The sequence below is a fragment of the Pseudomonas citronellolis genome (assembly GCF_029335315.1).
Taxonomy (GTDB): domain Bacteria; phylum Pseudomonadota; class Gammaproteobacteria; order Pseudomonadales; family Pseudomonadaceae; genus Pseudomonas; species Pseudomonas citronellolis_A.
On the sequence record NZ_JARJLT010000047.1, the window covers coordinates 25,874 to 52,168 of the forward strand.

At 68.4% G+C, this 26,295-nt stretch carries 22 protein-coding genes and 1 pseudogene; 10 read left to right on the forward strand and 13 right to left on the reverse strand.

Going from position 1 to position 26,295, the window contains the following annotated elements; all coding sequences use genetic code 11:
• Positions 1–214 precede the first annotated feature (214 nt).
• On the forward strand, positions 215–634 hold the full coding sequence (locus P3W75_RS03830) for a 3-isopropylmalate dehydratase (RefSeq protein ID WP_276226045.1): 420 nt from the start codon (positions 215–217) through the stop codon (positions 632–634).
• A gap of 36 nt (positions 635–670) precedes the next feature.
• Here the strand turns inward: P3W75_RS03830 and P3W75_RS03835 are convergent, their stop codons facing one another.
• Positions 671–1,108, reverse strand: a complete 438-nt coding sequence (locus tag P3W75_RS03835) for an HIT family protein (protein ID WP_276226046.1) — start codon at positions 1,106–1,108, stop codon at positions 671–673.
• Between the two features lie 126 nt (positions 1,109–1,234).
• Between P3W75_RS03835 and P3W75_RS03840 the strand changes: the two genes are divergently transcribed.
• Positions 1,235–1,939 carry a glutathione S-transferase N-terminal domain-containing protein gene (locus tag P3W75_RS03840; RefSeq protein WP_276226047.1) on the forward strand — a complete coding sequence of 235 codons (705 nt, stop codon included), beginning with the start codon at positions 1,235–1,237 and terminating at the stop codon, positions 1,937–1,939.
• A gap of 343 nt (positions 1,940–2,282) precedes the next feature.
• Here P3W75_RS03840 and hrpA read toward each other — a convergent pair whose 3' ends face one another.
• The 5 genes and pseudogenes from hrpA to fadD2 all read right to left on the reverse strand — a co-directional run bounded on the left by hrpA (position 2,283) and on the right by fadD2 (position 11,978).
• The gene (hrpA, locus tag P3W75_RS03845) at positions 2,283–6,368 is read right to left on the reverse strand and encodes an ATP-dependent RNA helicase HrpA (protein WP_276226048.1); all 4,086 of its coding nucleotides are present in this window, start codon (positions 6,366–6,368) and stop codon (positions 2,283–2,285) included.
• A gap of 139 nt (positions 6,369–6,507) precedes the next feature.
• Positions 6,508–7,263, reverse strand: a complete 756-nt coding sequence (locus tag P3W75_RS31875; protein WP_430765336.1) for a methyl-accepting chemotaxis protein — start codon at positions 7,261–7,263, stop codon at positions 6,508–6,510.
• A 102-nt stretch (positions 7,264–7,365) separates the two neighbouring features.
• Positions 7,366–8,226: pseudogene (locus P3W75_RS31880) on the reverse strand (cache domain-containing protein); the annotation flags it as partial.
• A gap of 39 nt (positions 8,227–8,265) precedes the next feature.
• Complete coding sequence (gene fadD1, locus P3W75_RS03855; protein ID WP_276226050.1) at positions 8,266–9,951, reverse strand: long-chain-fatty-acid--CoA ligase FadD1; 1,686 nt, start codon at positions 9,949–9,951, stop codon at positions 8,266–8,268.
• 338 nt (positions 9,952–10,289) lie between these two features.
• Positions 10,290–11,978 (reverse strand): long-chain-fatty-acid--CoA ligase FadD2, encoded by a 1,689-nt coding sequence (gene fadD2 / locus P3W75_RS03860; protein ID WP_276226051.1) that lies wholly within the window; start codon positions 11,976–11,978, stop codon positions 10,290–10,292.
• A gap of 220 nt (positions 11,979–12,198) precedes the next feature.
• Here fadD2 and P3W75_RS03865 point away from each other — a divergent pair, with 220 nt between their 5' ends.
• On the forward strand, positions 12,199–13,143 hold the full coding sequence (locus tag P3W75_RS03865; protein WP_276226052.1) for an alpha/beta hydrolase: 945 nt from the start codon (positions 12,199–12,201) through the stop codon (positions 13,141–13,143).
• Positions 13,140–13,610 carry a MaoC family dehydratase gene (locus P3W75_RS03870; RefSeq protein ID WP_276226053.1) on the forward strand — a complete coding sequence of 157 codons (471 nt, stop codon included), beginning with the start codon at positions 13,140–13,142 and terminating at the stop codon, positions 13,608–13,610. Before P3W75_RS03865 ends, P3W75_RS03870 begins: the two co-directional genes overlap by 4 nt.
• A gap of 267 nt (positions 13,611–13,877) precedes the next feature.
• Here P3W75_RS03870 and ccoM read toward each other — a convergent pair whose 3' ends face one another.
• The 4 genes from ccoM to P3W75_RS03890 all read right to left on the reverse strand — a co-directional run bounded on the left by ccoM (position 13,878) and on the right by P3W75_RS03890 (position 15,286).
• A complete protein-coding gene (gene ccoM / locus P3W75_RS03875; protein ID WP_276226054.1) occupies positions 13,878–13,988 on the reverse strand; it encodes a cytochrome c oxidase subunit CcoM in 111 nt (36 codons plus the stop codon).
• A gap of 205 nt (positions 13,989–14,193) precedes the next feature.
• Complete coding sequence (locus P3W75_RS03880) at positions 14,194–14,355, reverse strand: hypothetical protein (protein WP_276226055.1); 162 nt, start codon at positions 14,353–14,355, stop codon at positions 14,194–14,196.
• 2 nt (positions 14,356–14,357) lie between these two features.
• The gene (locus P3W75_RS03885) at positions 14,358–14,951 is read right to left on the reverse strand and encodes an alpha-ketoglutarate-dependent dioxygenase AlkB family protein (protein ID WP_276226056.1); all 594 of its coding nucleotides are present in this window, start codon (positions 14,949–14,951) and stop codon (positions 14,358–14,360) included.
• 44 nt (positions 14,952–14,995) lie between these two features.
• Entirely contained in the window at positions 14,996–15,286 is a 291-nt protein-coding gene (locus P3W75_RS03890) for an aspartate-semialdehyde dehydrogenase (protein ID WP_276226057.1), read from the reverse strand.
• 227 nt (positions 15,287–15,513) lie between these two features.
• On the opposite strand from P3W75_RS03890, the gene rapA reads away from it, so the two are divergent.
• Positions 15,514–18,366 carry an RNA polymerase-associated protein RapA gene (gene rapA, locus P3W75_RS03895; protein ID WP_276226058.1) on the forward strand — a complete coding sequence of 951 codons (2,853 nt, stop codon included), beginning with the start codon at positions 15,514–15,516 and terminating at the stop codon, positions 18,364–18,366.
• A gap of 273 nt (positions 18,367–18,639) precedes the next feature.
• Positions 18,640–19,089, forward strand: coding sequence for a universal stress protein (locus P3W75_RS03900; RefSeq protein ID WP_276226059.1), 450 nt, complete (start codon positions 18,640–18,642; stop codon positions 19,087–19,089).
• 178 nt (positions 19,090–19,267) lie between these two features.
• Here P3W75_RS03900 and P3W75_RS03905 read toward each other — a convergent pair whose 3' ends face one another.
• The 3 genes from P3W75_RS03905 to P3W75_RS03915 form a co-directional block, all read right to left on the reverse strand.
• On the reverse strand, positions 19,268–20,932 hold the full coding sequence (locus tag P3W75_RS03905) for a phosphoethanolamine transferase (protein ID WP_276226060.1): 1,665 nt from the start codon (positions 20,930–20,932) through the stop codon (positions 19,268–19,270).
• 139 nt (positions 20,933–21,071) lie between these two features.
• Positions 21,072–21,863, reverse strand: a complete 792-nt coding sequence (locus tag P3W75_RS03910; RefSeq protein WP_276226061.1) for a hydroxypyruvate isomerase family protein — start codon at positions 21,861–21,863, stop codon at positions 21,072–21,074.
• Positions 21,864–21,873: 10 nt separating this feature from the next.
• A complete protein-coding gene (locus P3W75_RS03915; protein WP_276226062.1) occupies positions 21,874–22,761 on the reverse strand; it encodes an NAD(P)-dependent oxidoreductase in 888 nt (295 codons plus the stop codon).
• A gap of 168 nt (positions 22,762–22,929) precedes the next feature.
• On the opposite strand from P3W75_RS03915, the gene P3W75_RS03920 reads away from it, so the two are divergent.
• From P3W75_RS03920 to phnE, 4 genes are read left to right on the forward strand one after another with little or no spacing between them, the layout of a single operon-like run.
• Positions 22,930–23,787, forward strand: coding sequence for a putative selenate ABC transporter substrate-binding protein (locus P3W75_RS03920; protein WP_276226063.1), 858 nt, complete (start codon positions 22,930–22,932; stop codon positions 23,785–23,787).
• The gene (locus P3W75_RS03925; protein WP_276226064.1) at positions 23,784–24,587 is read left to right on the forward strand and encodes a phosphonate ABC transporter ATP-binding protein; all 804 of its coding nucleotides are present in this window, start codon (positions 23,784–23,786) and stop codon (positions 24,585–24,587) included. Before P3W75_RS03920 ends, P3W75_RS03925 begins: the two co-directional genes overlap by 4 nt.
• Positions 24,581–25,402 (forward strand): PhnE/PtxC family ABC transporter permease, encoded by an 822-nt coding sequence (locus P3W75_RS03930; protein ID WP_276226065.1) that lies wholly within the window; start codon positions 24,581–24,583, stop codon positions 25,400–25,402. Before P3W75_RS03925 ends, P3W75_RS03930 begins: the two co-directional genes overlap by 7 nt.
• Positions 25,399–26,181, forward strand: a complete 783-nt coding sequence (phnE, locus tag P3W75_RS03935; RefSeq protein ID WP_276226066.1) for a phosphonate ABC transporter, permease protein PhnE — start codon at positions 25,399–25,401, stop codon at positions 26,179–26,181. Before P3W75_RS03930 ends, phnE begins: the two co-directional genes overlap by 4 nt.
• The last annotated feature ends 114 nt before the right edge of the window (positions 26,182–26,295 follow it).

Consider the following 26,295-nt stretch of genomic DNA (forward strand, 5'->3'; position numbering starts at 1 on the left):
CCGGACGGCGGAACACCGCGCGGAAGGACCGCCGACGCTTCCACGTGCCGTCGATTCTAGCCATTCCCGCCAGCGCAGATGACCGCCGGTCGTCGCCCGACGGAAAGAACTGAAGGATTTCGTCAAACATTCGGCCAGCGCCGCGCGCCAATCGCCCGGCAGCTTCGCCGGGCCTGGACTAGCCTTGCGGGGATGCCAATCACGGAGGGCGCCCATGCGCTTGTTCATCGCTTCGCTGTCGCTGCTGGCCCTGGCCGGCTGTTCTTCCTACCAGGCCAAGGAAAGCGATTCGGTCCCCGCCGAGCGCCTGCTGGGCTTCCAGCAGGACAACGGTGCCTCGGCGAAAGTCGAGGTCGCGCGCGACCTGGGCTTCCTCGGCGGCGGCTGCATGATCGCCCTGCAGATCGACCGCCAGCCGGCGGCGCTGATCGCCGTGGGCGAATCCGCCAGCTTCCACCTGCCGCCCGGCCAGCACATCGTCGGCATCGGCATCGACGACAAGGGCCCGGGGCTATGCAGCAGGGGCCACCTGCGGCGCGAACTGGCCGTCGACCTGACCTCCGGGCAGACCGCGCAACTGCGCATCCTCAGCGACGCCAACAGCGGCTTCGACATCCTTCCCGCGCAACGCTGAACGTCCGGCGGGGCCCGCCGCCCCGCCCTTCCCGCCTCAACCCTCGAGACGTGCCACCAGGCGCGCCCGCAGCTGCTCCAGCTCGCCGGCGTCGGCCTTCTGCGCGGCGTGGATGCCCAAGCCCTGGCCGGCGTAGCGCGGCACGATGTGCATGTGGATATGGAACACCGTCTGCCCGGCCGGCGCGCCGTTGAACTGGGCCACCTGGACGCCATCCGGGCTCAGCTCGTCGACGATCACGCGGGTCAGCCGCTGCACCACGCCCATCACCTTGCACAGGGCATCGGGGTCGACTTCGAGGATGTTGCGCGCGGCGCTGCGCTTGGGGATCACCAGGGTATGGCCGTGGGACTGCGGGAACAGGTCGAGGAAGGCGAGCACGTCGTCGTCCTCGTACAGCTTGTAGCAGGGGGCTTCGCCGCGAATGATCTGGGCGAAGATGTTCTGCGCATCGTAGGTGCCTTGCAGGCTCATGACGCTGTCCTTGAGCGGTGGATCGGAGGCGCCAACCATACCGGCTCGCGACGTCGCTGGCACCTCCCCCGTCGGCGGCCAAGGGGCGTATGCTCGGGATTTTTGACGTCAGAACCGGAGTACCCCATGCCTTCGCTCGCCGACTTCCCGATCACCCGCAAATGGCCCGCCACCCGCCCCGACGTCCTGCAGCTGTACTCGCTGCCCACGCCCAACGGGGTGAAGGTGTCGATCGCCCTGGAGGAGACCGGCCTGGCCTACGAGCCGCACCTGGTCAGCTTCGAGCGCAACGACCAGATGAGCCCGGAATTCCTCTCGCTGAACCCGAACAACAAGATTCCGGCGATCCTCGACCCCAACGGCCCCGGCGGCCAGCCGCTGGCGCTGTTCGAGTCCGGCGCGATCCTCATCTACCTGGCCGACAAGACCGGCCAGTTGCTGCCGCAGGACCCGGCGCGGCGCTATGAAGCGATCCAGTGGCTGATGTTCCAGATGGGCGGCATCGGCCCGATGTTCGGCCAGATCGGCTTCTTCAACAAATTCGCCGGCCGCGAGTACGAGGACAAGCGCCCGCTGAACCGCTACGTGGAGGAATCCCGGCGCCTGCTGGCGGTGCTCGACCAGCGCCTGGAAGGCCGCGACTGGGTGATGGGCAAGGACTATGGCATTGCCGACATCGCCATCTTCCCCTGGGTGCGCAACCTGGTGGGCTTCTATGAGGCCGACGACCTGGTGCAGTTCGAGCGCTTCGCGAACGTGAAGCGGGTGCTGGAGGCGTTCCTGGCGCGGCCGGCGGTGCAGCGGGGGTTGGGGATTCCGGAGCGGGGTTGAGGTTGGGCCTGCAGGAGCGAGCTTGCTCGCGAACGGTGTTTCCCGGCTGCTTCAATGTTCGAGAGGGACTCCGCTCCCTCTCCCTAACCCTCTCCCTGAAGGGAGAGGGGACCGTTGGGCAGAACGGGATGTTTTGGAGTTAGCCGGCAGCACCGAAGGTTTCCGGCTGAAACCATTCCCTCTCTCGGCACGGACAAGCCCCCTCTCCCTTCAGGGCGGGGCGCGCAGCCGAGGGCTGGGGAGAGGGGACGGACTTCGACACCGCTCCGGAGCCGAACCTGACACTAATCGTTCGCGGGCAAGAACTAGGCGTCCCCCTCGCTCCTACGAAAAGCAATCAGCGTCAGGCCTCGACCTGGCTCCACTGCTTGCTCAGGCGCTTGTCCGACACCGGCACCCTGGTGCCCAACTGTTGGGCGAACAGCGATACGCGGTATTCCTCCAGCATCCAGCGGTACAGCAGCAGTTCCGGGTCGCGTTTGCCTTCCTGGGCGTGCTTGGCCTGGCGGGCCTTGTACTGGTCCCAGTAGCCGGCCATCTCGCCGCTCCAGACGCGGTCGCGCTGGACCTGCCCGGCGACCTTGTCCAGGCGCTGTTCCACCGCCTTCAGGTAGCGCGGGTATTCCTTCAGCCACTCCAGCGGGGTGTCGCGGACGAAGCCGGGGTAGACCAGGTTGGCCAGTTGCCCCTTCACGTCGTTGAGCGGCACGGTCATGGCCAGGTCGACCTTGCCCTTGAAGCGTTTCTGCAGGCCGTGCCACAGCTTGAGGATGTCCAGCACCAGGCGCGCCAGGCGCTCGGCGTGTTCGTTCCAGGCGCCGCGTTTCTTCTCGGCGAGGGACGCCAGGCCGGCGCCGTCGCGGGGCAGGCTGGCCTCGCCGTCGAGGATGCAGCTGTCCAGGCTGGCCAGGAGGATGTCCTCGACCAGCGCCTCGACGCGGCCCAGCTCGCGGTACAGCAGGCCCATCTCGGTCTGTCCCGGCAGCCTGCCGCGGAGGAACTTGGCCGGCTCGGCGAGCTGTTGCAGGAGCAGGCGCTGCAGCGCGCGGCGGTGCTGGAACTCGGCCTCGGCCTGGGTCGGGAAGCGGTTTTCCTTCACCTCCCCGCCCTCTTCCACCAGCGCCGGGTAGACCGTCATCGACAGCCCGGCGATCTTCTGCTGGGCCTTTTCCGCCACTTCGGCGAAGCCCTTGGCTTCCACCGGTTTCTGCGGCTTGTCGGCCTGGGGGATGGCCAGGGCGGCCTGGCTGGCTTCGGCGAAGCGCGCGGTCAGCTCGGTCAGGTCACGGCCTTCGCCGAGGAACTTGCCGCGCGCGTCCACCACTTCGATGTTCATGCGCAGGTGGCTTTCCACCTGGGTCTCGGCTTCGGCCCAGGCTTCCTCGGCCACGCGGCTGCCGGTCATGCGTTGCAGCTCGCGGCCCAGGGCTTCGGATAGCGCGCCCTCGGCGAAGGTCATCTTGCTCAGCGCGGCGCGGACGAAGTCCGGCACCGGCACGAAGTTCTTGCGGATGGCCTTGGGCAGGTTGCGCACCAGGGCCACGCACTTGGCCTCCAGCAGGCCCGGCACCAGCCATTCCAGGCGCTCGGCCGGCAGTTGCGGCAGCAACGGCGCGGGCACGCGCAAGGTCACGCCGTCGCGCGGGTGGCCCGGTTCGAAGTGGTAGGTCAGCGGCAATTGCAGCTCGCCCAGGCGCAGCCGGTCGGGGTAGAGACCGGCGGTGACTTCGCTGGCGTCGCGGGCCAGCACGTCTTCCTCGCGCATGATCAGCAGGTCGGGCTGCTGCTTGTGCTCGCGCTCGTACCACTTCTCGAAGCTGGCGGTCTGGTAGATGTCCGCCGGCACCCGCGCGTCGTAGTAGCCGAACAGGGTTTCCTCGTCGGCGAGGATGTCGCGGCGGCGCGCCTTGGCCTCCAGCTCGTCGAGCTTCTCCAGCAACAGGCGGTTGGCGTTCAGGCACTTGGCGCGGCTGTTGATCTCGCCGCGCACCAGGGCTTCGCGGATGAACAGCTCGCGCGCCACCGGCGGGTCGATCGGGCCGTAGTGCACGGCGCGGCGGCCGACGATGATCAGCCCGTAGAGGGTCACCTGCTCGTAGGCCACCACCTGGCCGCGCTTCTTCTCCCAGTGCGGTTCCAGGTGGTTCTTCTTCACCAGGTGCGCGGCCAGCGGCTCCAGCCAGTCCGGCTCGATCTTTGCCACCATGCGCGCGAACAGCTTGGTGGTCTCCACCAGTTCGGCGGCCATGATCCACTGCGGCTTCTTGCGGCCGATCACGCTGGAGGGGTGCACCCAGAAACGCCGCTGGCGCGCGCCCAGGTAGTCGCCGTCCTCGCTCTTCTGGCCGATCTGGCTGAGCAGGCCGGAGAGAATGGCCTTGTGCACGGCGGCGTAGTCGATGTCGCGCTGCTTCGCCTCGGGCTCACCGCTTTTGTAGGAGCGAGCTTGCTCGCGAACCTGCTTGGCACCATTGTCGACAGTGGGCTGACGGCCCTTGTTGTCCAGGGGTTTCGCAGCGCTGGGCTGTTCGCGAGCAATGGCTGAGGCGCCCCCCTCGCTCCTACCAGGGCCACGTTCTGGCTTGGTGAACGGCAGCTGCAACTCGCGACAGATCAGGGTGAGCTGGCGGTGCGCGTCGCGCCACTCGCGAAGTCGCAGGTAGTTGAGGAAGTTCTTCCGGCACCAGCTGCGCAGGGCGTTGGAGCCCAGCGCCTGGCGCTGTTCCTCGAAGCCGCGCCAGAGGTTGATCAGCGCGGCGAAGTCGGAGTCCGGGTCCTTCCACTGCGCGTGGGCCTGGTCGGCGGCCTGCTGGCGCTCGATCGGGCGCTCGCGCGGGTCCTGCACGGAGAGCGCGCTGGCTACCGTCAGCACTTCGGCGAGGCTGCCGTGGTTGGCCGCTTCCAGCAGCATGCGGCCCAGCCGCGGGTCCACCGGCAGACGCGCCAGCTGGCGGCCCAGCGGGGTCAGCTGGCCCTCGCGGTTCACCGCCGAGAGTTCCTGCAGCAGGGTGAAGCCGTCCTTGATCGCCTTGCCGTCCGGCGGCTCGATGAAGGGGAAGGCCTCGATGTCGCCCAGGCGCAGGTGGAGCATCTGCAGGATCACCGCCGCCAGGTTGGTGCGGAGGATTTCCGGGTCGGTGAAGGCCGGCCGGCCATTGAAGTCGTCTTCGCTGTACAGGCGCACGCAGATGCCCGGCTCGACCCGCCCGCAGCGGCCCTTGCGCTGGTTGGCGCTGGCCTGCGAGACCGCCTCGATGGGCAGCCGCTGGACCTTGGCGCGGTAGCTGTAGCGGCTGATGCGCGCGGTGCCGCTGTCGATCACGTAGCGGATGCCCGGCACCGTCAGCGAGGTTTCGGCGACGTTGGTGGCCAGCACGATCTTGCGTCCCGGCATGGGCGCGAAGATTTTCTGCTGCTCCGCCGGGGTCAGGCGCGCGTACAGCGGCAGCACCTCGGTGTGGCGCAGGTTGGCTTTGCGCAGCATGTCGGCGGCGTCGCGGATTTCACGCTCGCCGGGGAGGAACACCAGCACGTCGCCGGGGCGCTTGCCGATATCGCGCTCGTGGGCGGCGATCTCGTCCAGCGCGCGGAGGATGCCCTGGTCCACGGACAGGTCGTCGAACAGCGCCTCGCCGTCCTCGTCCACTTCGGCGGCCAGCGGGCGGTACCAGGTGTCCACCGGGTAGGTGCGCCCGGAAACCTCGACGATCGGCGCATCGCCGAAGTGCCTGGAGAAGCGCTCCAGGTCGATGGTCGCCGAGGTGATGATCAGTTTCAGGTCGGGCCGGCGCGGCAGCAGGGTCTTGAGGAAGCCGAGGAGGAAGTCGATGTTCAGGCTGCGCTCGTGGGCTTCGTCGACGATGATCGTGTCGTAGCGTTCCAGGTAGCGGTCGTGCTGGGTCTCGGCCAGCAGGATGCCGTCGGTCATCAGCTTGACCAGGGTGCTGTCGTCGCTCTGGTCCTCGAAGCGCACCTGGTAGCCAACCAGCGAGCCCAGCGGCGTACCGATTTCCTCGGCGACCCGCGTGGCGACGCTACGCGCCGCCAGCCGGCGCGGCTGGGTGTGGCCGATCAGGCCGTGGGTGCCGCGGCCCAGCTCCAGGCAGATTTTCGGCAGCTGGGTGGTCTTGCCCGAGCCGGTCTCGCCGGCGATCACCACCACCTGGCTCTTGAGCAGGGCGGCCTTGATCTCGTCGCGCTTGGCGGCGATCGGCAGGCTGTCGTCGTAGCGAATCTGCGGGATGCTCGCGCGGCGCGCCTCGACCTTGGCGCAGGAGGCCTGGAAGCGCTCGACCCACTGCGCCAGCTTGCCGTCGTCGGCGTGCTTGCGCAGTTCGTGGAACTGCCGGCGCAGGCGATGGCGGTCGCGGATCAACGCGTGGTCGAGGCGTTGCAGGAGCTGTTCGGGGCTGGGCGTTACGTCGGTCATCGGCTGCGCTGGCGTCTATGCGGAACGCGGCCGCGCGCCTGGCGGCGGCCGTTCCGGAAGGGGGCAAAGACGCGATTGTCGCAGAGGAACGCCCCGCGTCGCCACGCCCAATGCGTGGCGGCGCGGTTTCAGGCGCGGCTCAGATACGGAACTGGCCGACCAGCCTGTGCAGTTGCTCCCCCAGGCCGCTGAGGTCGCCAGCGGTGCGCGCGCCCTGCATGGCGTCGTCGGCCACCTGGTCCACGGCGCCGGCGATCTGGTGCACGCTGCGGTTGATCTCCTCGGCCACCGCGGTCTGTTCCTCGGCGGCGCTGGCGATCTGCGCGTTCATCGAGTTGATGGTGCCGATCAGCTCGGCCATGGCGTCCAGCGACTGCCCGGCCTGGTCGGCCTGGCTGCGGGTGCGCCCGGCCATCTCGCTGGCGCGCTGCATGGCCTGCACCGAGCCTGCGGTGGTGGATTGCAGGCGGTCGATCATCTGCTGGATCTCGCCGGTGCTCTGCTGGGTGCGGCTGGCCAGCGCGCGCACTTCGTCGGCGACCACCGCGAAGCCACGCCCCGCCTCGCCGGCGCGGGCCGCCTCGATGGCCGCGTTGAGCGCCAGCAGGTTGGTCTGCTCGGCGATCGAGCGGATCACCTCGAGCACCCCGACGATGCCGCGCACGTCCTGGCTCAGGGTGTCCAGGGCCTCGCTGCTGCTGCTCACCTCGCCGGCCAGGTCGTTGATCTGCGCCACGCACAGGCCCACCTCGCGCTTGGCCGTCTGGCCCTCGCGGTCGGTGTCGCGGGCGGCGTCGGCGGCGCGCTGGGCGCTGCGCGCGACTTCCTGGGCGGCGGCGGTCATCTCGTTGATCGCCGTGGCCACCTGGTCGGTCTCGCTGCGCTGGCCGTTCATCGCCTGCTCCGAACGCTGCGCCTGCTGCGCCACGTTGCCGACCAGGCCGGACAGCTGCTGGGTGGTGCCGGCCACCTGCTGCACCAGGTTGTGGATCTTCTCGACGAAGCGGTTGAACGACTGCGCCAGCTCGCCCAGCTCGTCGCGGCTCTCCACCGGCAGGCGGTGGGTCAGGTTGCCGTCGCCGGCGGCCATGTCGTCGAGGTTGGCCTTGATCCGCAGCAGCGGGCGGACGATGGCGTTGCCGGTCGGCACCGCCACCAGGGCGATCACCAGCAGCAGCGCCAGGGCCGAGCCGAGCATCAGCATGAGCAGGCCGTTGATCTGCTCGTGCAGTTGCTCGCGGGCCTTCTGCACGTCCACCTCGATGTCGTCCAGGTTCAGCGAGGTGCCGAACACCAGGTTCCACTTCGGCAGGTACTGCGCGTAGCCGATCTTCGGCACGATGGCGCTGCTGCCCGGGCGGGTGAAGCTGTAGTGCACGTAGTGGCTGTCGTCCTGGCCGGCGCGCACCAGCTCGCGGATGGCGTAGACCCCGTTGGGGTCGCGGAAGCCGCTGAAGTCCTCGCCTATGCGTTCTTCCGTGGTGCCCTGGAAGACCCGCACCGCGCGGCTGTCGTAGCCCCAGAAGTAGCCGCCGTTGCCGTAGGCCAGGCGCTTGAGCAAGGCCACCCCGGCTTCCCGCGCCGCGGCGTCGCCTTCGGCCGCCGCCTGGTACTGCGGGCCGACCGCCGCCAGGGCGACGTCGACGAACTGCTTGAGCTGGACCTGGCGGTCCTCGATCAGGCTCTGCCGGATCTGCTGTTCCTGCTGCATGGATAGCCGGTTCAGCGCCACCAGGGTCACGGCGCAGAGCACCAGGGTGAGGATCAGGATGGGGATCAGCGCCAGGCTCAGGACCTTGGCGCGCAAGCGCAGGGAGGGAATCAAGGGGGCGGCCTCCGGAGGCAGGGACGACAACATCAAAAAACCCGCCGTATGGCGGGTTTCTTGGTTATCGGCTCAGGCCCTGGCCTTCTTTAGCTCTTCATCGCGCAATTCCCGACGAAGGATCTTGCCGACGTTGGTGGTCGGCAGGCTCTCGCGGAATTCCACGAATTTCGGGCGCTTGTAGCCGGTCAGGTTGTCGTGCATGTGCTGCACCACCTGCTCCTTGGTCAGGGTCACGCCCGGACGCGGCACCACGAAGACCTTGATGACTTCGCCGGAGCGCTCGTCGGGCACGCCGATGGCCGCGCACTGCAGCACGCCCGGCAGGGTCGCCAGCACGTCTTCCAGCTCGTTCGGGTACACGTTGAAGCCGCTGACCAGGATCATGTCCTTCTTGCGGTCGACGATGCGCATGTAGCCGTCGTCCTGGATGATCGCCACGTCGCCGGTGCGCAGCCAGCCGTCGGCGTCGAGGATCTCGTCGGTGGCTTCCTGGCGCTGCCAGTAGCCCTTCATCACCTGCGGGCCCTTCACGCACAGCTCGCCGCGCTCGCCCAGGGGCAGCTCGTTGCCGGCGTCGTCGATGACCTTGCACAGGGTCGAGGGTACCGGAATGCCGATGGTGCCGATCTGGATGTTCTGGAACGGGTTCACCGACACCACCGGGCTGGTCTCGGTCATGCCGTAGCCTTCGCAGATGGAGCAACCGGTGACTTCCTTCCAGCGCTCGGCCGCGGCCTGTTGCAGGGCCATGCCGCCGGACAGGGTCAGCTTCAGGCTGGAGAAGTCCAGCTTGCGGAACGCCTCGTTGTTGCACAGGCCGACGAACAGGGTGTTCAGGCCGACGAAGCCGGTGAACTTCCAGGCCGACAGTTCCTTGGAGAAGGCGTTGAGGTCACGCGGGTTGGTCACCAGGACGTTGTGGTTGCCGGTGAGCATCATCGCCATGCAATGGAAGGTGAAGGCGTAGATGTGGTACAGCGGCAGCGGCGCGATGAGGATCTCGCAGCCTTCGTGCAGGTTCGAAGCCATCAGCTCCTTGCACTGCATCATGTTGGCCACCAGGTTGCGGTGGGTCAGCATGGCGCCCTTGGCCACCCCGGTGGTGCCACCGGTGTACTGCAGCACGGCGACATCGCCGGCCTTCGGCGAGGCCTCGCGCACGCTCTTGCCGTGGCCCTTGGCCAGGGCGTCGTTGAGCTTCACGGCGTTGCCGATGTGGAAGGCCGGGACCATCTTCTTGACGTACTTGACCACCGCGTTGACCAGCAGGCGCTTGAGCGGCGGCAGCAGGTCGGCGACTTCGGTGATCACCACGTGGCGGATGCCGGTGCGCGGCAGCACTTCCTCGGCCAGGTGGGCCATGTTGGCCAGGCACACCAGCGCCTTGGCGCCGGAGTCGTTGAACTGGTGTTCCATTTCCCGCGCGGTGTACAGCGGGTTGGTGTTGACCACGATGAGACCGGCGCGCATGGCGCCGAAGACCACGATCGGGTACTGCAGGACGTTGGGCAGTTGCACCGCGATGCGGTCGCCCGGCTGCAGGTCGGTGTTGTTCTGCAGGTAGGCGGCGAAGTCACCGGAAAGCTGGTACAGCTCGCCGTAGGTCAGGGTCTTGCCAAGGTTGCTGAAGGCAGGCTTGTTGGCAAAGCGTTGGCAGGATTCCTTGAGCACCGCGAGGATGTTCGGGTACTTGTCGGCGTTGATCTCGGCAGAGATACCTGCTGGATATTTGTCCTTCCAGAAATTATCGATCATGGAAGCCCACTCCTAAGCAACAGCTTGTCGTTACCGCGTACGCGGTTCTTTGTTGTGTTTGTGCCGCTTTCCCTTGAGTCAGGGAGCGAAAAGCGGGCCGAGATTAGCAGCTTTGCCAAAACGCGACCAGCACCAAACACAGCCTACTCAGTCATAAAAATGACCAAAAGCAGGTAAATCGGTCACCAACCCACCATCGGTCGGAAAAGCCCGTCCCAGAAGGGCCGCAGCCTTGTTGGATTGTCTGACAAGGCGAGCCGGAGGGAAAGGGAGGCGAAAAAAACGGAGGCTGGTCAGTGGACCAGCCTCCGTTCGGCAGGTTGCGGCGGCGAATGCGATCAGGCGCTTTCGCGCAGCTCGCGGCGCAGGATCTTGCCCACCGGGGTCATCGGCAGGGCATCCTTGAGGACGATCTGCTTGGGTATTTTGTAACCGGTGAAGTTCTCCTTGCAGTAGGCCTTCAGCTCGTCGACCGTCAGCCCCGGCTCGCGGGCCACGACGAACAGCTTCACGGCCTCGCCGGAACGCTCGTCGGGCACGCCGACGGCGGCGCAGTTGGCCACTTTCGGGTGGGCCATGACCACGTCCTCGATCTCGTTGGGGTAGACGTTGAAGCCGGAAACGATGATCAGGTCCTTCTTGCGGTCGACGATGCGCACGAAACCGTCCGGGTCGATCACCGCGACGTCGCCGGTGCGCAGCCAGCCCTCGGCGTCGAGCACCTCGGCGGTGGCCTCCGGGCGCTGCCAGTAGCCCTTCATCACCTGCGGGCCCTTCACGCACAGCTCGCCGCGCTCGCCCACCGGCAGCTCGTTGCCTTCGTCGTCGATCACCTTGAGCGCGGTGCCGACCACCGGGATGCCCACGCTGCCCAGGCGCGCCAGCTCGCCGTAGGGGTTGGTGCTGACCACCGGGGAGGTCTCGGTGAGGCCGTAGCCCTCCACCACCGTGCAGCCGGTGGCCTTCTTCCAGCGCTCGGCGGTGGCCGAGACCAGCGCCGTGCCGCCGGAGTTGGTGACCTTGAGGTTGGAGAAGTCCAGCTCCTTGAACTCCGGGTGTTCCATCAACGCGACGAACAGGGTGTTCAGCCCCAGCAACGCGGAGAAGCGCCACTTCTTCAGCTCCTTGATGAAGCCGGGGATGTCGCGCGGGTTGCTGATCAGCACGTTGTGGTTGCCGTTGTGCATCATGCACATGCAATTCGCGGTGAAGGCATAGATGTGGTACAGCGGCAGCGGCGCGATCATCACCTCGCCGCCCTCGTTCATCAGCCGGCGACCGTCGGGGCCGTGCTGCGACAGGCAGGCGTCCACCTGCAGCATGTTCGCCACCAGGTTGCCGTGGGTGAGCATGGCGCCCTTGGCCACGCCGGTGGTGCCGCCGGTGTACTGCAGCACGGCGATGTCTTCCAGGCCGACCTTGACCGGCTGCAGCGCGTGGCCACGGCCCTGGCGCAGTACCTCCTTGAAGGGCACGGCTTGCGGCAGCTGGTAGTCGGGAACCATCTTCTTCACATGCTTGACCGCGGCGTTGACCAGCAGGCCCTTGAGGGCCGGCTGCAGGTCGCCCATCTGCGCCTCGATCAGGTATTCGATGCCGGTGTCCGGCAGCACTTCCTGCACCAGCTTGCCGAACAGGTTGACGTAGACCAGCGCCCGCGCGCCCGAGTCCTTGAACTGGTGGCGCATTTCGCGGGCGGTGTACAGCGGGTTGGTGTTGACCACCACGAGGCCGGCGCGCAGGGCGCCGAACACGGCGATCGGGTATTGCAGGATGTTCGGCATCTGCACGGCGATGCGCTCGCCGGGCTTGAGGTCGGTGTGCTTCTGCAGGTAGGCGGCGAAAGCGGCGGACAGGCGGTCCAGTTCGGCGTAGCTGAGGGTCACGCCCATGTTGCTGAACACCGGGCGGTCGGCGAAACGCTTGCAGGAGCGTTCGAACACTTCCACCACCGACTTGTACGCACCCAGGTCGATCTGGCTGGGCACGCCCGCCGGACGTTTGTCGTTCCAGAATTCCGCTTGCATTGGCTGTTGTCCTCTTTATTACCTGCAAGGCTGTTCCCGGCCGGTTCCCTCGGGCATCCGGTGCGGGGGCATTCGTCGGAAAGTAGCAGTTGCCCAGTGCCGCGCAAATACTTCAAGCGTCGTCATTCGTTTCGTGAATCTCTCGCCAGCACGGCGGGATTCTGCGCCCCGCCGGGCGCTGCTATAGTGCCGCCACTCCGAGCCGGCACAAGGACCGCCCATGCCGTACGCCGCCTACTGGCTGAACGCCAGCGACCAGACTCCGCTGTACACCCACCACTGGGCCGCCGAGTTGCCCAAGGGCGTGGTGATGCTGTCCCACGGCATGGCCGAGCACGCCGGCCGCTACGCCCGCCTGGGCGAGGCGCTGAACACCGCCGGCTGGTCGCTGTACGCCATCGACCAGCGCGGCCACGGCCGCAGCGCCGAGCACGGCGACCTCGGCCACTACGCCGACCAGGGCGGCTGGGGCAAGGTGGTCGGCGACCTGCTGACCCTCAACCAGCACGTGCGCGAGCGCAATCCCGGCCTGCCGGTGGTGCTGCTCGGCCACAGCATGGGCAGCTATATAGGTACCGCCTACCTGATCCGGCACAGCGCCACCCTGCAGGGCGCGGTGCTTTCCGGCTCCAACTACCAACCCGTGGCGCTGTACCGCGTGGCGCAACTGGTGGCGCGCTTCGAGCGCTGGCGCCAGGGCCCGCTGGGGCGCAGCGCGCTGATCGAGTTCCTCTCCTTCGGCTCCTTCAACAAGGCGTTCAAGCCCAACCGCACCGAGTTCGACTGGCTGAGCCGCGACACCCGCGAGGTCGACAAGTACATCAGCGACCCGCTGTGCGGCTTCCGCTGCAGCAACCAGCTGTGGCTGGACCTGCTCGGCGGCCTGCAGGACATCACCCCGGTCGAGCACCTGGCGCGCATCGACAAGGCCCTGCCGCTGCTGATCATCGGCGGCGAACGCGACCCGGTGAGCCAGGGCAAGCGCCTGCGCGACCTGGCCCAGGCGATGACCCGGGCGGGGGTTCGCGACGTCCAAACGCAGATCTACCCCGAGGCCCGCCACGAGTTGTTCAACGAGAGCAACCGCGACGAGGTCACCCACAACCTGATCGCCTGGCTGGACGGAGCCCCCTCCGCCGGCGCGCGACACGAGGAAAGACCATGACCCAGGTGCAGAACGTTCCCTATTCCGAGCTCGAAGTCGGGCAGAAGGCCAGCTTCCAGCGCGCCGTGGGCGAGCGCGACATCCAGCTCTTCGCCGAAGTCTCCGGCGACCGCAACCCGGTCCACCTGGACGCCGACTACGCCGCCACCACCCTGTTCAAGGAGCGCATCGCCCACGGCATGCTCAGCGGCGCGCTGATCAGCGCGGCGATCGCCACCACCCTGCCCGGCCCGGGCACCATCTACCTGGGGCAGAACCTGCGCTTCACCCGCCCGGTGAAGATCGGCGACGTGCTCGACGTGGAACTGGAGGTGCTCGAGAAACTGCCGAAGAACCGCGTGCGCATCGGCACCCGCGTGCTCAACCAGAACGGCGAGGCGGTGGTGGAAGGCGAAGCCGAGGTGCTGGCGCCGAAGCAGAAGCTGGACATCGAGCTGCCGGCGCTGCCGCCGATCACCATCGGCTGATCCGCGCCGGAAGCGAAAACGCCGCCTCCCCCACGGGGAAGCGGCGTTTTCATTGATAGCTGGGGGAATCGTAGGGCGCATAACGCCCCCAGGCGTTATCCGCCGTCATTCCCGAGCGCAGGTGTTTCGGCCAACGGCGGATAACCGCGAACGGTTATGCGCCCTACGACACCCGGATACACAGCCGTTCACGATGAAAAATCGCAGGCAAAAAAACGGGCGACCGAAGTCGCCCCAAGTGCCTTGCGTGCTCTGTGATCCGGAAGGTCAACCGCGCTTGTGCGAGTCCTTCCAGATGAAATATCCGACGCCACCGCAGAACAGGATCATCAAACCAACGGTGACAATGCCGGCGAGAACCACTTCGTCGATGAACATGATGTTGGCCTCCTGTTTCGCTTGCGTCTGTGTCGATGGGCTCAGATTAGCGTCGGCCGGGCGCGCCATATTGACCTGGATCAATAGCCGCAAAGCCCCGGTTCACGGGGCTTGCGATCACTGATCCAGGTCAAGTTCGGCGAGGTTTGGGGTGCGGTGCGTGGCCGCGGGGAGCGGCCGGGAGGGGGTGTCGCGGGGCGCGAGCTCAGCGCTTCTTCGGCTTGCCCTTGCCCTTCTTGCGCGCCTTGCCCAGCGGCAGCGCCTGCTCGAAGGCCTTGCGCACATCCTGCAGGCGCTTCTCGTGGACGTCGTGGATGCGCTTGTCGCGCTCGGCGGTGAAGTCGATCAGCTTGTCGTCGTTACTCATGGCTAGGCGTGCACCAGGCGGAAAGTCAGGTTCAGGCGGGGGGCGACCGGTCGCCGCGTCTTGGCCACCTGATGCTGCCAATAATGCTGCGTCGCGCCGGACATGACCAGCAGGCAGCCGGATTCCAGCTCCAGCGAGTGCTCGATGGCCGTGCCGCCCTTGCGCCGCAGGTCGAAGCGCCGCGCGCCGCCGAGGTTCAGCGAAGCCACCAGGGGGTTGCGCCCCAGCTCCGGTTCGTCGTCGCTGTGCCAGCCCATTGAGTCCTGGCCGTCGCGGTAATAGTTGAGCAGCACGCCGTTGACGCGCTGGCCGACCTCGTCCTGCACCCGCGCGCGGATTTCCGCCAGCAACGGCGTCCACGGCAACGGCCGGTGGACCAGCCCCGAGTAGCGGTAGCTGGCCTCGGCGTCGCCGTACCAGGCGACCAGGCGCGGCACCGGGTAGTCGCGGCCGTGCAGGTGCACGCTGGGTTGTTCCCAGGGCGTGCGCTCGACCAGCTCGGCGAACCAGGCCTGGGCGCGGGCGGCGTCGACCCAGCGCGGGAGCAGGCGCAGCTCGGCGTTTTCGAGGTGGATGGGCGCGTCGGCGAAAAGCATGGCGGCAGGCGGTGGCGGCTGAGGGGAACAGCTTACTACGTCGTTCAGACCTCGACGTCGATCCACATGCCCTTGCGCGGCGCCTCGCCCAGGCCGTCGTCGGCCTCGTCCTCGGCGATCTCCTCGGGCTCGCCCTCGCCCCGCGCCTGACGGCGACGGCGGCGCTGCTCGTACTCCTCCTCCGGGGTCAGCTCCGCCGGACGCCGCTCCAGACTCACCGCCGCCTCGCCGGCGGCCGGCGCCACCGGGGCGACCGGAGGCACGTCCGGGCGGACGCGCGCCGGGTCCTGCTGCGCGGTGACCGGCAGCACGTCGCTGGGAATCGGCGGAATCATCGCAGTCGCTGCCTCCTCACGGGCATCAGATTGTCGGCTGGAAGCGCCGGGCCACGGGGCCCTCGCTACACTTCACGGGAACTCCGCCGGCGTCAAGGCGGCCGCCGGACGGGCGGTGCCGGCGCAGGCCCCGCGCACGCCCCCGGCCGTCCGTCGGGTGCGCCACGGGTGAACGGGCGTCGCTGAAAGCCGCGGCTTCCGTTACCATAGCCGGCTTTTTTCGGGAGGTGTCCATGGCGCAGTATCAACCGGGTCAACGCTGGATCAGCGACAGTGAAGCAGAACTGGGGTTGGGGACCATCCTCGCCCTCGACGGACGGCTGCTCACCGTGCTCTATCCGGCCACCGGGGATACCCGCCAGTACGCCGAGCGCAACGCCCCGCTGACCCGCGTGCGCTTCGCCCCGGGCGACGAAGTGACCCACTTCGAAGGCTGGAAGATGACCGTGCGCGAAGTCGAGGAAATCGACGGCCTGCTGGTCTACCACGGCATCACCGCGCACAACGAAGCCAAGGTTCTCCCGGAAACCCAGCTGTCGAACTTCATCCAGTTCCGCCTGGCCAGCGACCGCCTGTTCGCCGGGCAGATCGACCCGATGCCCTGGTTCGCCCTGCGCTACCACACCCTGGAACACCGCACCCGCCTGCTGCAGTCCTCCCTGTGGGGCCTGGGCGGCGCCCGCGCGCAACCCATCGCGCACCAGCTGCACATCGCCCGCGAGGTCGCCGACCGCATCGCCCCGCGCGTCCTGCTGGCCGACGAAGTGGGCCTGGGCAAGACCATCGAGGCCGGCCTGGTGATTCATCGCCAGCTGCTCTCCGGGCGCGCCAGCCGCGTGCTCATCCTGGTGCCGGAGAACCTGCAGCACCAGTGGCTGGTGGAAATGCGCCGGCGCTTCAACCTGGAAGTGGCACTGTTCGACCGCGAGCGCTTCGCCGAGAGCGACGCCAGCAACCCCTTCGAGGACAGCCAGCTGGCACTGGTCGCCCTGGAGTGGATCCGCAACGACGAGCGCGCCCAGGACGCCCTGTGCGCCGCCGGCTGGGACCTGCTGGTGGTCGACGAGGCCCACCACCTGGTCTGGCACCCGGAACAGGCCAGCGCCGAATACCAGCTGGTGGAAACCCTGGCGCAGATCATCCCCGGCGTGCTGCTGCTCACCGCCACCCCGGAACAGCTCGGCCTGGACAGCCACTTCGCGCGCCTGCGCCTGCTCGACCCGGACCGCTTCCACGACCTGGAAGCCTTCCGCCGCGAAAGCAGCCAGTACCGCCCGGTGGCCGAAGCCGTGCAGGAACTGATCGACCACGGCCGCCTGTCGCCGGCCGCGCGCCAGGCCATCCACGGCTTCCTCGGCGACGCCGGCGACGACCTGCTGGCCAGCGTCGAGAGCGGTGACGACGACGCCCGCGCGCGCCTGATCCGCGAACTGCTCGACCGCCACGGCACCGGCCGCGTGCTGTTCCGCAACACCCGCGCCGCGGTGCAGGGCTTCCCCGTGCGCCACCTGCACAGTTACCCGCTGGCCAACCCGATCGAATACATGGAGCTGCCGGTCGGCGAACACCCCGACCTGTACCCGGAAGTCAGCTTCCAGGCGCAGCTCGAGGACCACGACGAGAACGCCCGCTGGTGGCGCTTCGACCCGCGCGTGGAATGGCTGATCGACACCCTGAAGATGCTCAAGCAGTTCAAGGTGCTGGTGATCTGCGCCCACGCCGAGACCGCGCTGGACCTGGAAGACGCCCTGCGCCTGCGCTCGGGCATCCCGGCCACGGTGTTCCACGAGGGCATGAGCATCCTCGAACGCGACCGCGCGGCGGCCTACTTCGCCGACGAAGAATTCGGCGCCCAGGTGCTGATCTGCTCGGAAATCGGCAGCGAGGGCCGCAACTTCCAGTTCGCCCACCACCTGGTGCTGTTCGACCTGCCGGCGCACCCGGACCAGCTGGAACAACGCATCGGCCGCCTCGACCGGATCGGCCAGAAGCACGAGATCCAGATCCACGTACCGCACCTGGAGAACAGCCCGCAGGAGCGCCTGTTCCAGTGGTACGACAAGGCGCTCAACGCCTTCCTCGCCACCTGCCCCACCGGCAACGCCCTGCAGCACCGCTTCGGCCCGCGCCTGGTGGAGCTGCTCGACGGCGGCGACGACGACGCTTTCGCCGCCCTGCTGAAGGAAGGCGAGGCCGCACGCCAGGCCCTGGAAGCGGAAATGCACAGCGGCCGCGACCGCCTGCTCGAACTCAACTCCGGCGGCGCCGGCGAGGGCGAGGCGCTGGTCGAGGCGATCGAGGAGCAGGACGACCAGTTCGCCCTGCCGATCTACATGGAGCGCCTGTTCGACACCTACGGTATCGACAGCGAGGACCACTCGGAGAACGCGCTGATCCTCAAGCCCAGCGAGAAGATGCTCGACGCCAGCTTCCCCCTGGGCGACGACGAAGGCGTGACCGTCACCTACGACCGCGCCCAGGCCCTGGCCCGCGAGGACATGCAGTTCCTCACCTGGGAACACCCCATGGTGCAGGGCGGCATGGACCTGGTGCTGTCCGGCTCGCTGGGCAACACCTCGGTGGCGATCATCAAGAACAAGGCGCTCAAGCCCGGCACCGTGCTGCTGGAAATGCTCTTCGTCAGCGAGGCGGTGGCCCCGCGCAAGCTGCAGCTGGGCCGTTTCCTGCCGCCGGTGGCGCTGCGCTGCCTGCTCGACGCCAACGGCAACGAGCTGTCCTCGCGGGTGTCCTTCGAGACCCTGCACGAGCAGCTGGAAAGCGTGCCGCGCGCCAGCGCCAACAAGTTCGTCCAGGCCCAGCGCGACGTGCTGGCCAAGCAGTTCAGCATCGGCGAAGCCAAGGTCGTCCCGCGCCACGCCGAGCGCGTCGAGAAAGCCCGCCAGCAGTTGCTGGCGAGCCTCGACGAAGAGCTGGCGCGCCTGACCGCGCTCAAGCAGGTCAACCCCAGCGTACGCGACAGCGAGCTGGACGCCCTGCGCACCCAGCGCGACCAGAGCCTGGCCCTGCTGGACAAGGCCTCGCTGCGCCTGGAGGCGATCCGCGTGCTGGTCGCCGGCTGATCCACGCCACGCCGAAGAGGCCGCCCCGGGAAACCGCGGCGGCCTTTTTCATGCCCGAAGCCCAAACCCACAATCCTCCTCTGCGCAGGAGCGGGCCATGCCCGCGACTCGCGCGCACGGCGCGCTCCTACAAGGCGGCGCGCGAGTATCGGAAGCGCCTGGCACAAGGCCCGGCATATTCAGGCTCACCGTCTAGTATTGACCCTGCGCAAGGGAATCCCCCCCGGGGAGAGCTAGAGTTTTCCCACCAAGCCACTCATTGAGGGACACATCATGTACGAGCGCATTCTGGTAGCAGTGGACGGTAGCCCGGTGTCGGACCGCGCGCTGGGTGAAGCGGTGAAACTGGCACAACTGACCGGCGGCGAACTGAAGGTCATCACCATCGTCGACAGCCCGCTGCGCCATCTGCCCGACTACGCCGTCTACTACAACCCCGAACCGCTGCGCGAAGCCGCGCTGAAGGCCGCCGACGACGTGCTGGCCAAGGCCCGCGAGCTGGTCGGCGACAAGGTCAAGGCGACCTTCGACCGGGTCTGCCAGGAGCGCGCCAGCGAGGAAGTCGCCGAGCGCATCGAGATCGAGGCGGACGCCGCCAAGTCCGAGCTGATCGTCATGGGCACCCATGGCCGTCGCGGTGTGCGCCGGCTGATGTTGGGCAGTGTCGCCGAAGGCCTGCTGCGGGTCAGCAACCGTCCGGTGCTGCTGGTTCGCGACAAGTAACCGCAACCCACGAAACGAAAAAGGCCGTGCGGGGTGACCCGCACGGCCTTTTTTTCGCCTGGAGCGCCCTGTAGGAGCGAGCTTGCTCGCGAACGAGCCCCGCCACGGAATCCGTTCGCGAGCAAGGACTAGGCGTCCCCCTCGCTCCTACGAAAAGCAGAAGGCTACGGCATCGGCGTCATTCGCCCGCCGCCACCGCGTTGCCACGGCACGAGTGGAAGATGTCCAGGCCCGGCTGGTAGAGGCTCGTGCGCACGTCCAGCAGGCCCAGCACCGAGTGGAAGATGTTGTCGTGGCTCAGGTCCGCCTCGTCGCGCTTGCCGGCCAGGCAGGCGCGGTCGATGCCACGGTCGCCCAGGGTCGAGGGGCCGAACCACATGACCATCGGCACGTGGATCTGCGCTTCCGGGGCGATGGCGTAGGGCGCGGCGTGCAGGTACATGCCGTTCTCGCCCAGCGACTCGCCGTGGTCGGAAACGTAGAGCATCGAGGTGTCGTACTTGTCGCTGTTGCGCTTGAGCAGCTCGACCACCTTGGACAGGAAGAAGTCGGTGTAGAGGATGGTGTTGTCGTAGACGTTCACCAGCTCGTCCGTCGAGCAGCTGCCCAACTGGTTGGTGTGGCACACCGGCTTGTAGCGTTCCAGGTTCGCCGGGTAGCGGTCGTAGTACTCGGGGCCGTGGCTGCCGTCGGCGTGCAGGACGATGATGGCGTTGTCCTTCAGGCCATCGATGTACGCCTGCAGGTCCTGCAGCAGGGCCTCGTCCAGGCAGTTGTTGCCGTCACAGAAGGGACCGGGCTGGTTCTTCGGGATGTCGCGGTGCGGTACGCGCAGGCAGGTGCCCTTGCAGTCGCTGTTGTTGTCCAGCCAGAGCACCTGCAGGCCGGCGCGCTGCAGCACGTCGAGCAGGCCCTCGTAGGTCTTGCCCTTCTTGTCGCTGTAGTCCTCGCGGGGGAACTTGGAGAACATGCAGGGCACCGAGACCGCGGTGGAGGTGCCGCAGGAATGCACCTTGGTGAAGTTGAGGATATCCAGCCTGGCCAGTTCCGGGTTGGTCTCGCGGGCGTAGCCGTTGAGCGAGAAGTGATCGGCCCGCGCGGTCTCGCCGACCACGAAGACGAACAGCGACTTCTTCGCCCGCTGGGATGCCTGGGCGCTCTGCACGGCGTCCTCGCCGACCTTCTGCACCACCAGCTCGGCCTTGCGGATACCCAGGCGCTGCTTGCCGTACTTGGTCACGGCGTAGATGTAGTTGGTCGGGTTGATGAAGTGGGTGAGCTTGTCTTCCTGGCGGAAGATCGGCGCGTAGGTGGAATAGAAACCGCCGACTACCACCGCCACCGCGAGCACGCAGGCGAACACCACCAGCACCTTGTTCAGCAGCCCGCGCAGGAACGGCTTGTAGCTCACCGGCAGCAGCCAGATCAGCGCCGACGGCAGCGCGCCGAGCAGCGCCAGGTAGGCCACCAGCTTGCCGCTGAACAGCGCGGCGGCCTCGCCCGGGTTGGTCTCGAAGATGTTCTGCACCATCACCGTGTCGATGGCGATGCCGTAGTTGTTCATGAAATAGGCGGCGCCGGCGGAGAGCAGCGCCACCAGGGTCAGCGCCGGCTTGAGCAGCGGGCGGAACGACACCAGGGTCAACAGCAGGGTGAAGGCGGCCCAGAGGAACACCCCGAAGGAGGCGAAGAAGGCGATGCGATACGCCCCCTGCAGCGGTACCAGCCCATCCAGGGCCTTCCAGGTGGCGAAGTTGTAGAACAGCACCAGGGCCAGGGAAAACAGCAGGATCAGGCGGCTGGAACTGATCGTCGGAAACAGGCGACGGTTGCCCTCGGACATCGAGGCACTCCTTGACGGGACACGGCAGAAACGAAAGGCGCACGCCCTCGCGGCGCGCGCGCCGAATCTACCCATCAGTTAGTCAAAAAAGTGTCAAATTGGCCACAAAATCCCTACAAGAATCTTGCTGTGTTCCGCCTCAGGCCCCGCCCAGGCGCTCGCGCCAGGCCGACAGCCAGCCCAGGCCGGCGGCCGTGGCGCCGCCGGGACGGTACTCGGCGCCGAGCCAGCCGGCGTAGCCCTGGGCCTCCAGCGCGGCCAGCGCCGGCTCGAAGTCCAGCGCGCCGCTGCCCGGCTCGCCGCGCCCCGGAGCGTCGGCGAACTGCACATGGCCGATATGGCCGCGCAGCTGGCGCACGCTGTCCGCCAGGTCCAGCCCCATGCGCGCCATGTGGTAGAAGTCCAGCTGCGCGGCGAGGTTAGCGTGGCCGACACGTTCGAGCATGTCCAGCTGCTGCTGCGGGGTGTTGAGCAGGAAACCGGGCATGTCGTGGAGGTTGATCGCCTCCATCAGCACCGGCACGCCGCGCGCGGCGAACGCCTCGGCGGTCTGCCGCAGGTGCGCGGCGAGCAGTTCGAGCGCGCGCTCGCGCTCGACGCCCTCGGCCAGGCGCCCGGCCAGCACGTTGATCCGCTGTGGCCGCGCCACCTCGGCGTAGTCCAGCGCCTGGCGCAGCGCGTCGGCGAAGGCCGCCTCGCGCCCCGGCACGGCGGGCAGCCCGGCGCCGCCCTGCATCAGGTCGCCGGCCGGCAGGTTGAACAGCACCAGCGACATGCCATGGCGTTGCAGTTCGGCCTGCAACGCCGCGGCCGGCACTTCATAGGGGAACTGGATCTCGACCCCGGCGAAACCGGCCTCGGCGGCGGCGCGCACGCGTTCGATCAGCGGCAGTTCGGTGAACAGCAGGGACAGGTTGGCGCAGATCTGCATGGCGATCTCCTCAGCCGCGGTCGCGGCGGTACTGTTCGACCAGCGTGGCCGGGTCGTGCTCCAGGTGGCCCAGGCTGCCGTGCAGGCGCATCAGCTGCGCGGCCAGGCCGCTCATGGGCGTCGCCGAACCCTGCTCGCAGGACAGCTTCACCGCGGTGTCGAGGTCCTTGAGCAGCGTGCGCACGTGCCACTTGATCGGTTCGAAGCGGCTCTCGGCCATCTGCGGGGCGAGAATCTGCAGCGGTTTCGAATCGGCGAAGCCGCCGGCCAGGGCCGGAGCGATCAGGCTGGCGTCGACCCCGGCGCTCTCCGCCAGGGCCACCACCTCGGCGATCACCAGGGCGTTGCAGGCGACGATCATCTGGTTGCAGACCTTGGTCACCTGGCCGGCGCCGACCTCGCCCATGCGCGTCAGGCGCTGGCCAAGGTGGGCCAGCAGCGGGCGCACGCGCTCGACATCGTCCACCCGGCCGCCGGCCATGATCGCCAGGGTCCCAGCCTCGGCGCCAGGGGTGCCGCCGGAGACCGGCGCGTCGACCCAGCGCATGCCGCTACGGGCTTCCAGTTCGGCGGCCATCTCGCGGGTGGCGGCCGGCTCCAGGCTGGAGAAGTCCACCAGCAACTGGCCGGGCTTCGCCCCCTCGACGATGCCGCCGGCGCCGAACACCACCTCGCGCACGGCGGCGGTGTCGGCCAGGCACAGCATCACCACCTCGGCGTCCCGGCACAGCTCGGCGGGGCTTTCCACCGCGCGGGCGCCCTCCCCGGCCAGCAGCTCGCGCTTGGCGGCGGAACGGTTCCACACCGTCAGCGGGTAGCCGGCGGCGAGCAGCCGGCGGCTCATGGGCACACCCATCAGGCCGAGGCCGGCGAAGGCGATGGAGGGCAAGGCAGACATGGACGACTCCTGTCGGGCAGAATGGCGGGCACGGGGACGGCCATCTTACCGCCCACCATCCGCTTCGCCGAGCCTGCGAGCCCGCTGCCGCGCGCATTTGCGCGCACACCGGCAGACCGCCACTATACTTCCCAGGCTTTTTCCGCTTTTGACCCGGAGACTGCTCCCATGCTGAAACGCACCCTGGCGCTCGCCGCCTGCTTCGCGCTGTCCCTTTCCGCCAGCTTCACCCAGGCCGAACCCCTGAAGGAACTCAAGGTCTCGGCGATCCCCGACGAAGCCCCCACCGAGCTGCTGCGCAAGTTCAAGCCGCTGGGCGAATACCTGCAGGAACAACTGGGCATCCCGGTGAAATTCGTACCGGTGTCCGACTACGCCGGCGTGGTCGAGGCCCTGGCCGCCGACCGCCTCGACATGGCCTGGCTGGGCGGTTTCACCTTCGTCCAGGCGCGCCTGAAGACCGGCAACGCCATCCCCCTGGTGCAGCGCGAGCAGGACCAGCAGTTCACCAGCAAGTTCATCACCGCCGACCCCAACGTGAAGTCGCTGCAGGACCTCAAGGGCAAGACCTTCGCCTTCGGTTCGGTGTCCTCCACTTCCGGCAGCCTGATGCCGCGCTACTTCATGCAGAAGGACGGCATCGTCCCCGAGCAGTTCTTCTCCCGCGTGGCCTACTCCGGCGCCCACGACGCCACCGTGGCCTGGGTCCAGGCCGGCAAGGTGGACGCCGGCGTGCTCAACGCCTCGGTGTGGCAGAAGCTGGTCGACGCCGGCAAGGTCGACACCAACAAGGTCAAGGTCTTCGCCACCACCCCGACCTACTACGACTACAACTGGACGGTGCGCGGCAACCTCGACCCGGCCGTGGCCGAGAAGATCAAGCAGGCCTTCCTCGCCCTCGACCCGAGCAAGCCGCGCGACAAGGCGATCCTCGACCTGCAGGCGGCCAGCCGCTTCATCGAGACCAAGCCGGAGAACTACAAGGGCATCGAGGAGTCGGCCCGCGCCGCCGGCCTGTTGAAGTGACCCTGCGCCTGACCGGCGTGGAGCACCTCCACGCCAACGGCCAGCGCGCGCTCGCCGGCATCGACCTGCGGGTCGAGGCCGGCGAACGGGTGGCCATCATCGGCCCCTCGGGCGCCGGCAAGACCACCCTGTTGCGCGTCCTGGCCACCGCCCTGCGCCCCGCCAGCGGCGACCTCGACGTGCTCGGCGAACAGCCCTGGCGGCTCACCGCCGGGGCCCGCCAGCGCCTGCGCGCGCGCATCGGCCTGATTCACCAGGCGCCGCCGCTGCCACCGCGCCAGCGGGTGGTCAACGCCGTGCTCGCCGGCCGCCTCGGCCAGTGGCCGCTGTGGAAGAGCCTGGCCAGCCTGCTCTACCCCCTGGACATCGACGGCGCCCGCGCCGCCCTGCAACGCCTGGACCTGGCCGACAAGCTGTTCCAGCGCTGCGACCAGCTGTCCGGCGGCCAGCTGCAGCGCGTCGGCATCGCCCGCGCGCTGTACCAGCGCCCGCACCTGCTGCTGGCCGACGAGCCGGTGTCGGCCATGGACCCGGTGCTCGCCGGGCACACCCTCGGCCTGCTCACCCGCGAGGCCGACGCCCACGGCCTGACCCTGCTGGCCAGCCTGCACGCGGTGGACCTGGCCCTGGCGCACTTCCCGCGCATCGTCGGCATCCGCGAGGGTCGCATCGTCTTCGACAAGGCCGCCACCACGGTGACCCCGGAGGACCTGCGCCAGCTCTATGCCAACGAGCAGCTGGGCGGCGAACGCTCCGCGCCGGTGGAGCCGCTGCACGTGGTGCAGATTCCGCGATGCTGAAACCCCGCGACCCCGCCGCGCTGCCGCGCCTGCTGCTGACCCTGCTGGCCCTGCTGTTGCTGTGGCCCGGCCTGCGCCTGAGCGAGCTGGACATCCCCGGCCTGTTCACAGGCGACAACGCGCGGACCATGGCCGGCTTCCTCGCCGGCTTCTGGCCGCCGGCCCACGACGCCGAGTTCCTCGCCGTGCTCGGCCGCGCCACCCTGGAAACCCTGGCCATCGCCACCGCCGGCATGGCCCTGGCCTGGCTGATCGCCTTCCCCGCGGCGCTGCTGGCGACCCGCGCGCTGTCGCTCTCGGCCCTGGCCCGCGGCGGCCTGCCGGCCTGGTGGGCGCGGGCGCTGCGCTGGCCGGTGCGGCTGCTGCTGATCGTCCTGCGCAGCATCCCGGAGATCGTCTGGGCGCTGCTGTTCGTCCGCGCCGTGGGCCTGGGCGCCACCGCCGGGGTCATGGCCATCGCCATCACCTACGGCGGCATGCTCGGCAAGGTCTACGCGGAAATCTTCGAATCGGTCGACCCGCGCCCGACCCGCGCGCTGCTGCTGGGCGGCGGCTCGCGGCTCGGCGCCTTCGCCTACGGGGTGCTGCCGCAGGCCGCCGCCGAGATGATTTCCTACACCGTGTACCGCTGGGAATGCGCGATCCGCGCCTCGGTGGTGATGGGCTTCGTCGGCGCCGGCGGGCTCGGCCAGCAGGTCGACCTGTCGCTGCGCATGTTCGCTGGCGGCGAAGTGGCCAGCCTGCTGCTGACCTTCCTGGTGCTGGTGCTGGGCGCCGACCAGCTCAGCCGCTTCCTGCGCCGGAGGCTCGAATGAACGCTCCCCGCGCGGCGCTGCTGCGCGCCCTGGGCTGGGTCCTCGCGCTCCTGGTGGCGGTGGTCGCGTCCTTCCTCTACCTGGATATCGATGGCGCCGGCCTGCTCAGCGCCCAGGGCCTGGGCCAGATGGCCGGCTACGCCCGCGACTTCTTCCCACCCGACCTGTCCGCCACGCACCTGCGCGCGGTCGGCTACGGCGCCCTGGAAACCCTGGCCATGTCGGCCCTGGGCACGCTGTTGGCGGCGCTGCTCGGGCTGCTGTTCGCCCTGCCGGCGGCCGGGCGCTTCGGCGCCATCGCGCAGAGCCTCGCGCGCTTCCTCCTCAACGCCCTGCGCGCGGTGCCGGAGCTGGTGTGGGGCGCGCTCATGGTGCTGGCCGCCGGCCTCGGGCCGAACGCCGGCACCCTGGCCCTGGCCCTGCACACCGGCGGCGTGCTCGGCCGGCTGTTCGCCGAAGCCCTGGAGAACACCCCGGGGGAACCCGCCGAAGCCGTGCGCCTGGCCGGCGGCGGCCGGGTCGCGGCCTTCGCCTACGGCACCCTGCCGGCGGTCTGGCCGCAACTGGTGGCGTACATCCTCTACCGCTGGGAAAACAACATCCGCATGGCCAGCGTGCTGGGCTTCGTCGGCGCCGGCGGCCTGGGGCAGATGCTCTACTTCAGCCTCAGCCTGTTCCAGCAGGCCCAGGCGGCGACGGTGATCCTCGCCATGCTGGTGCTGGTGCTCGGCGTCGACTCCCTGAGCGGCTGGGCGCGGCAGCGCTGGGTGACGGCCTGAGGCCAAGCGCTTCGGATGCCGCCAACGCTCCGTAGGAGCGCGCCACGCGCGCGATCGCGGGCATGGCCCGCCCCTACGGTTCCTAATAGGCCGTCATGAAAAAGCCCGGCGGTC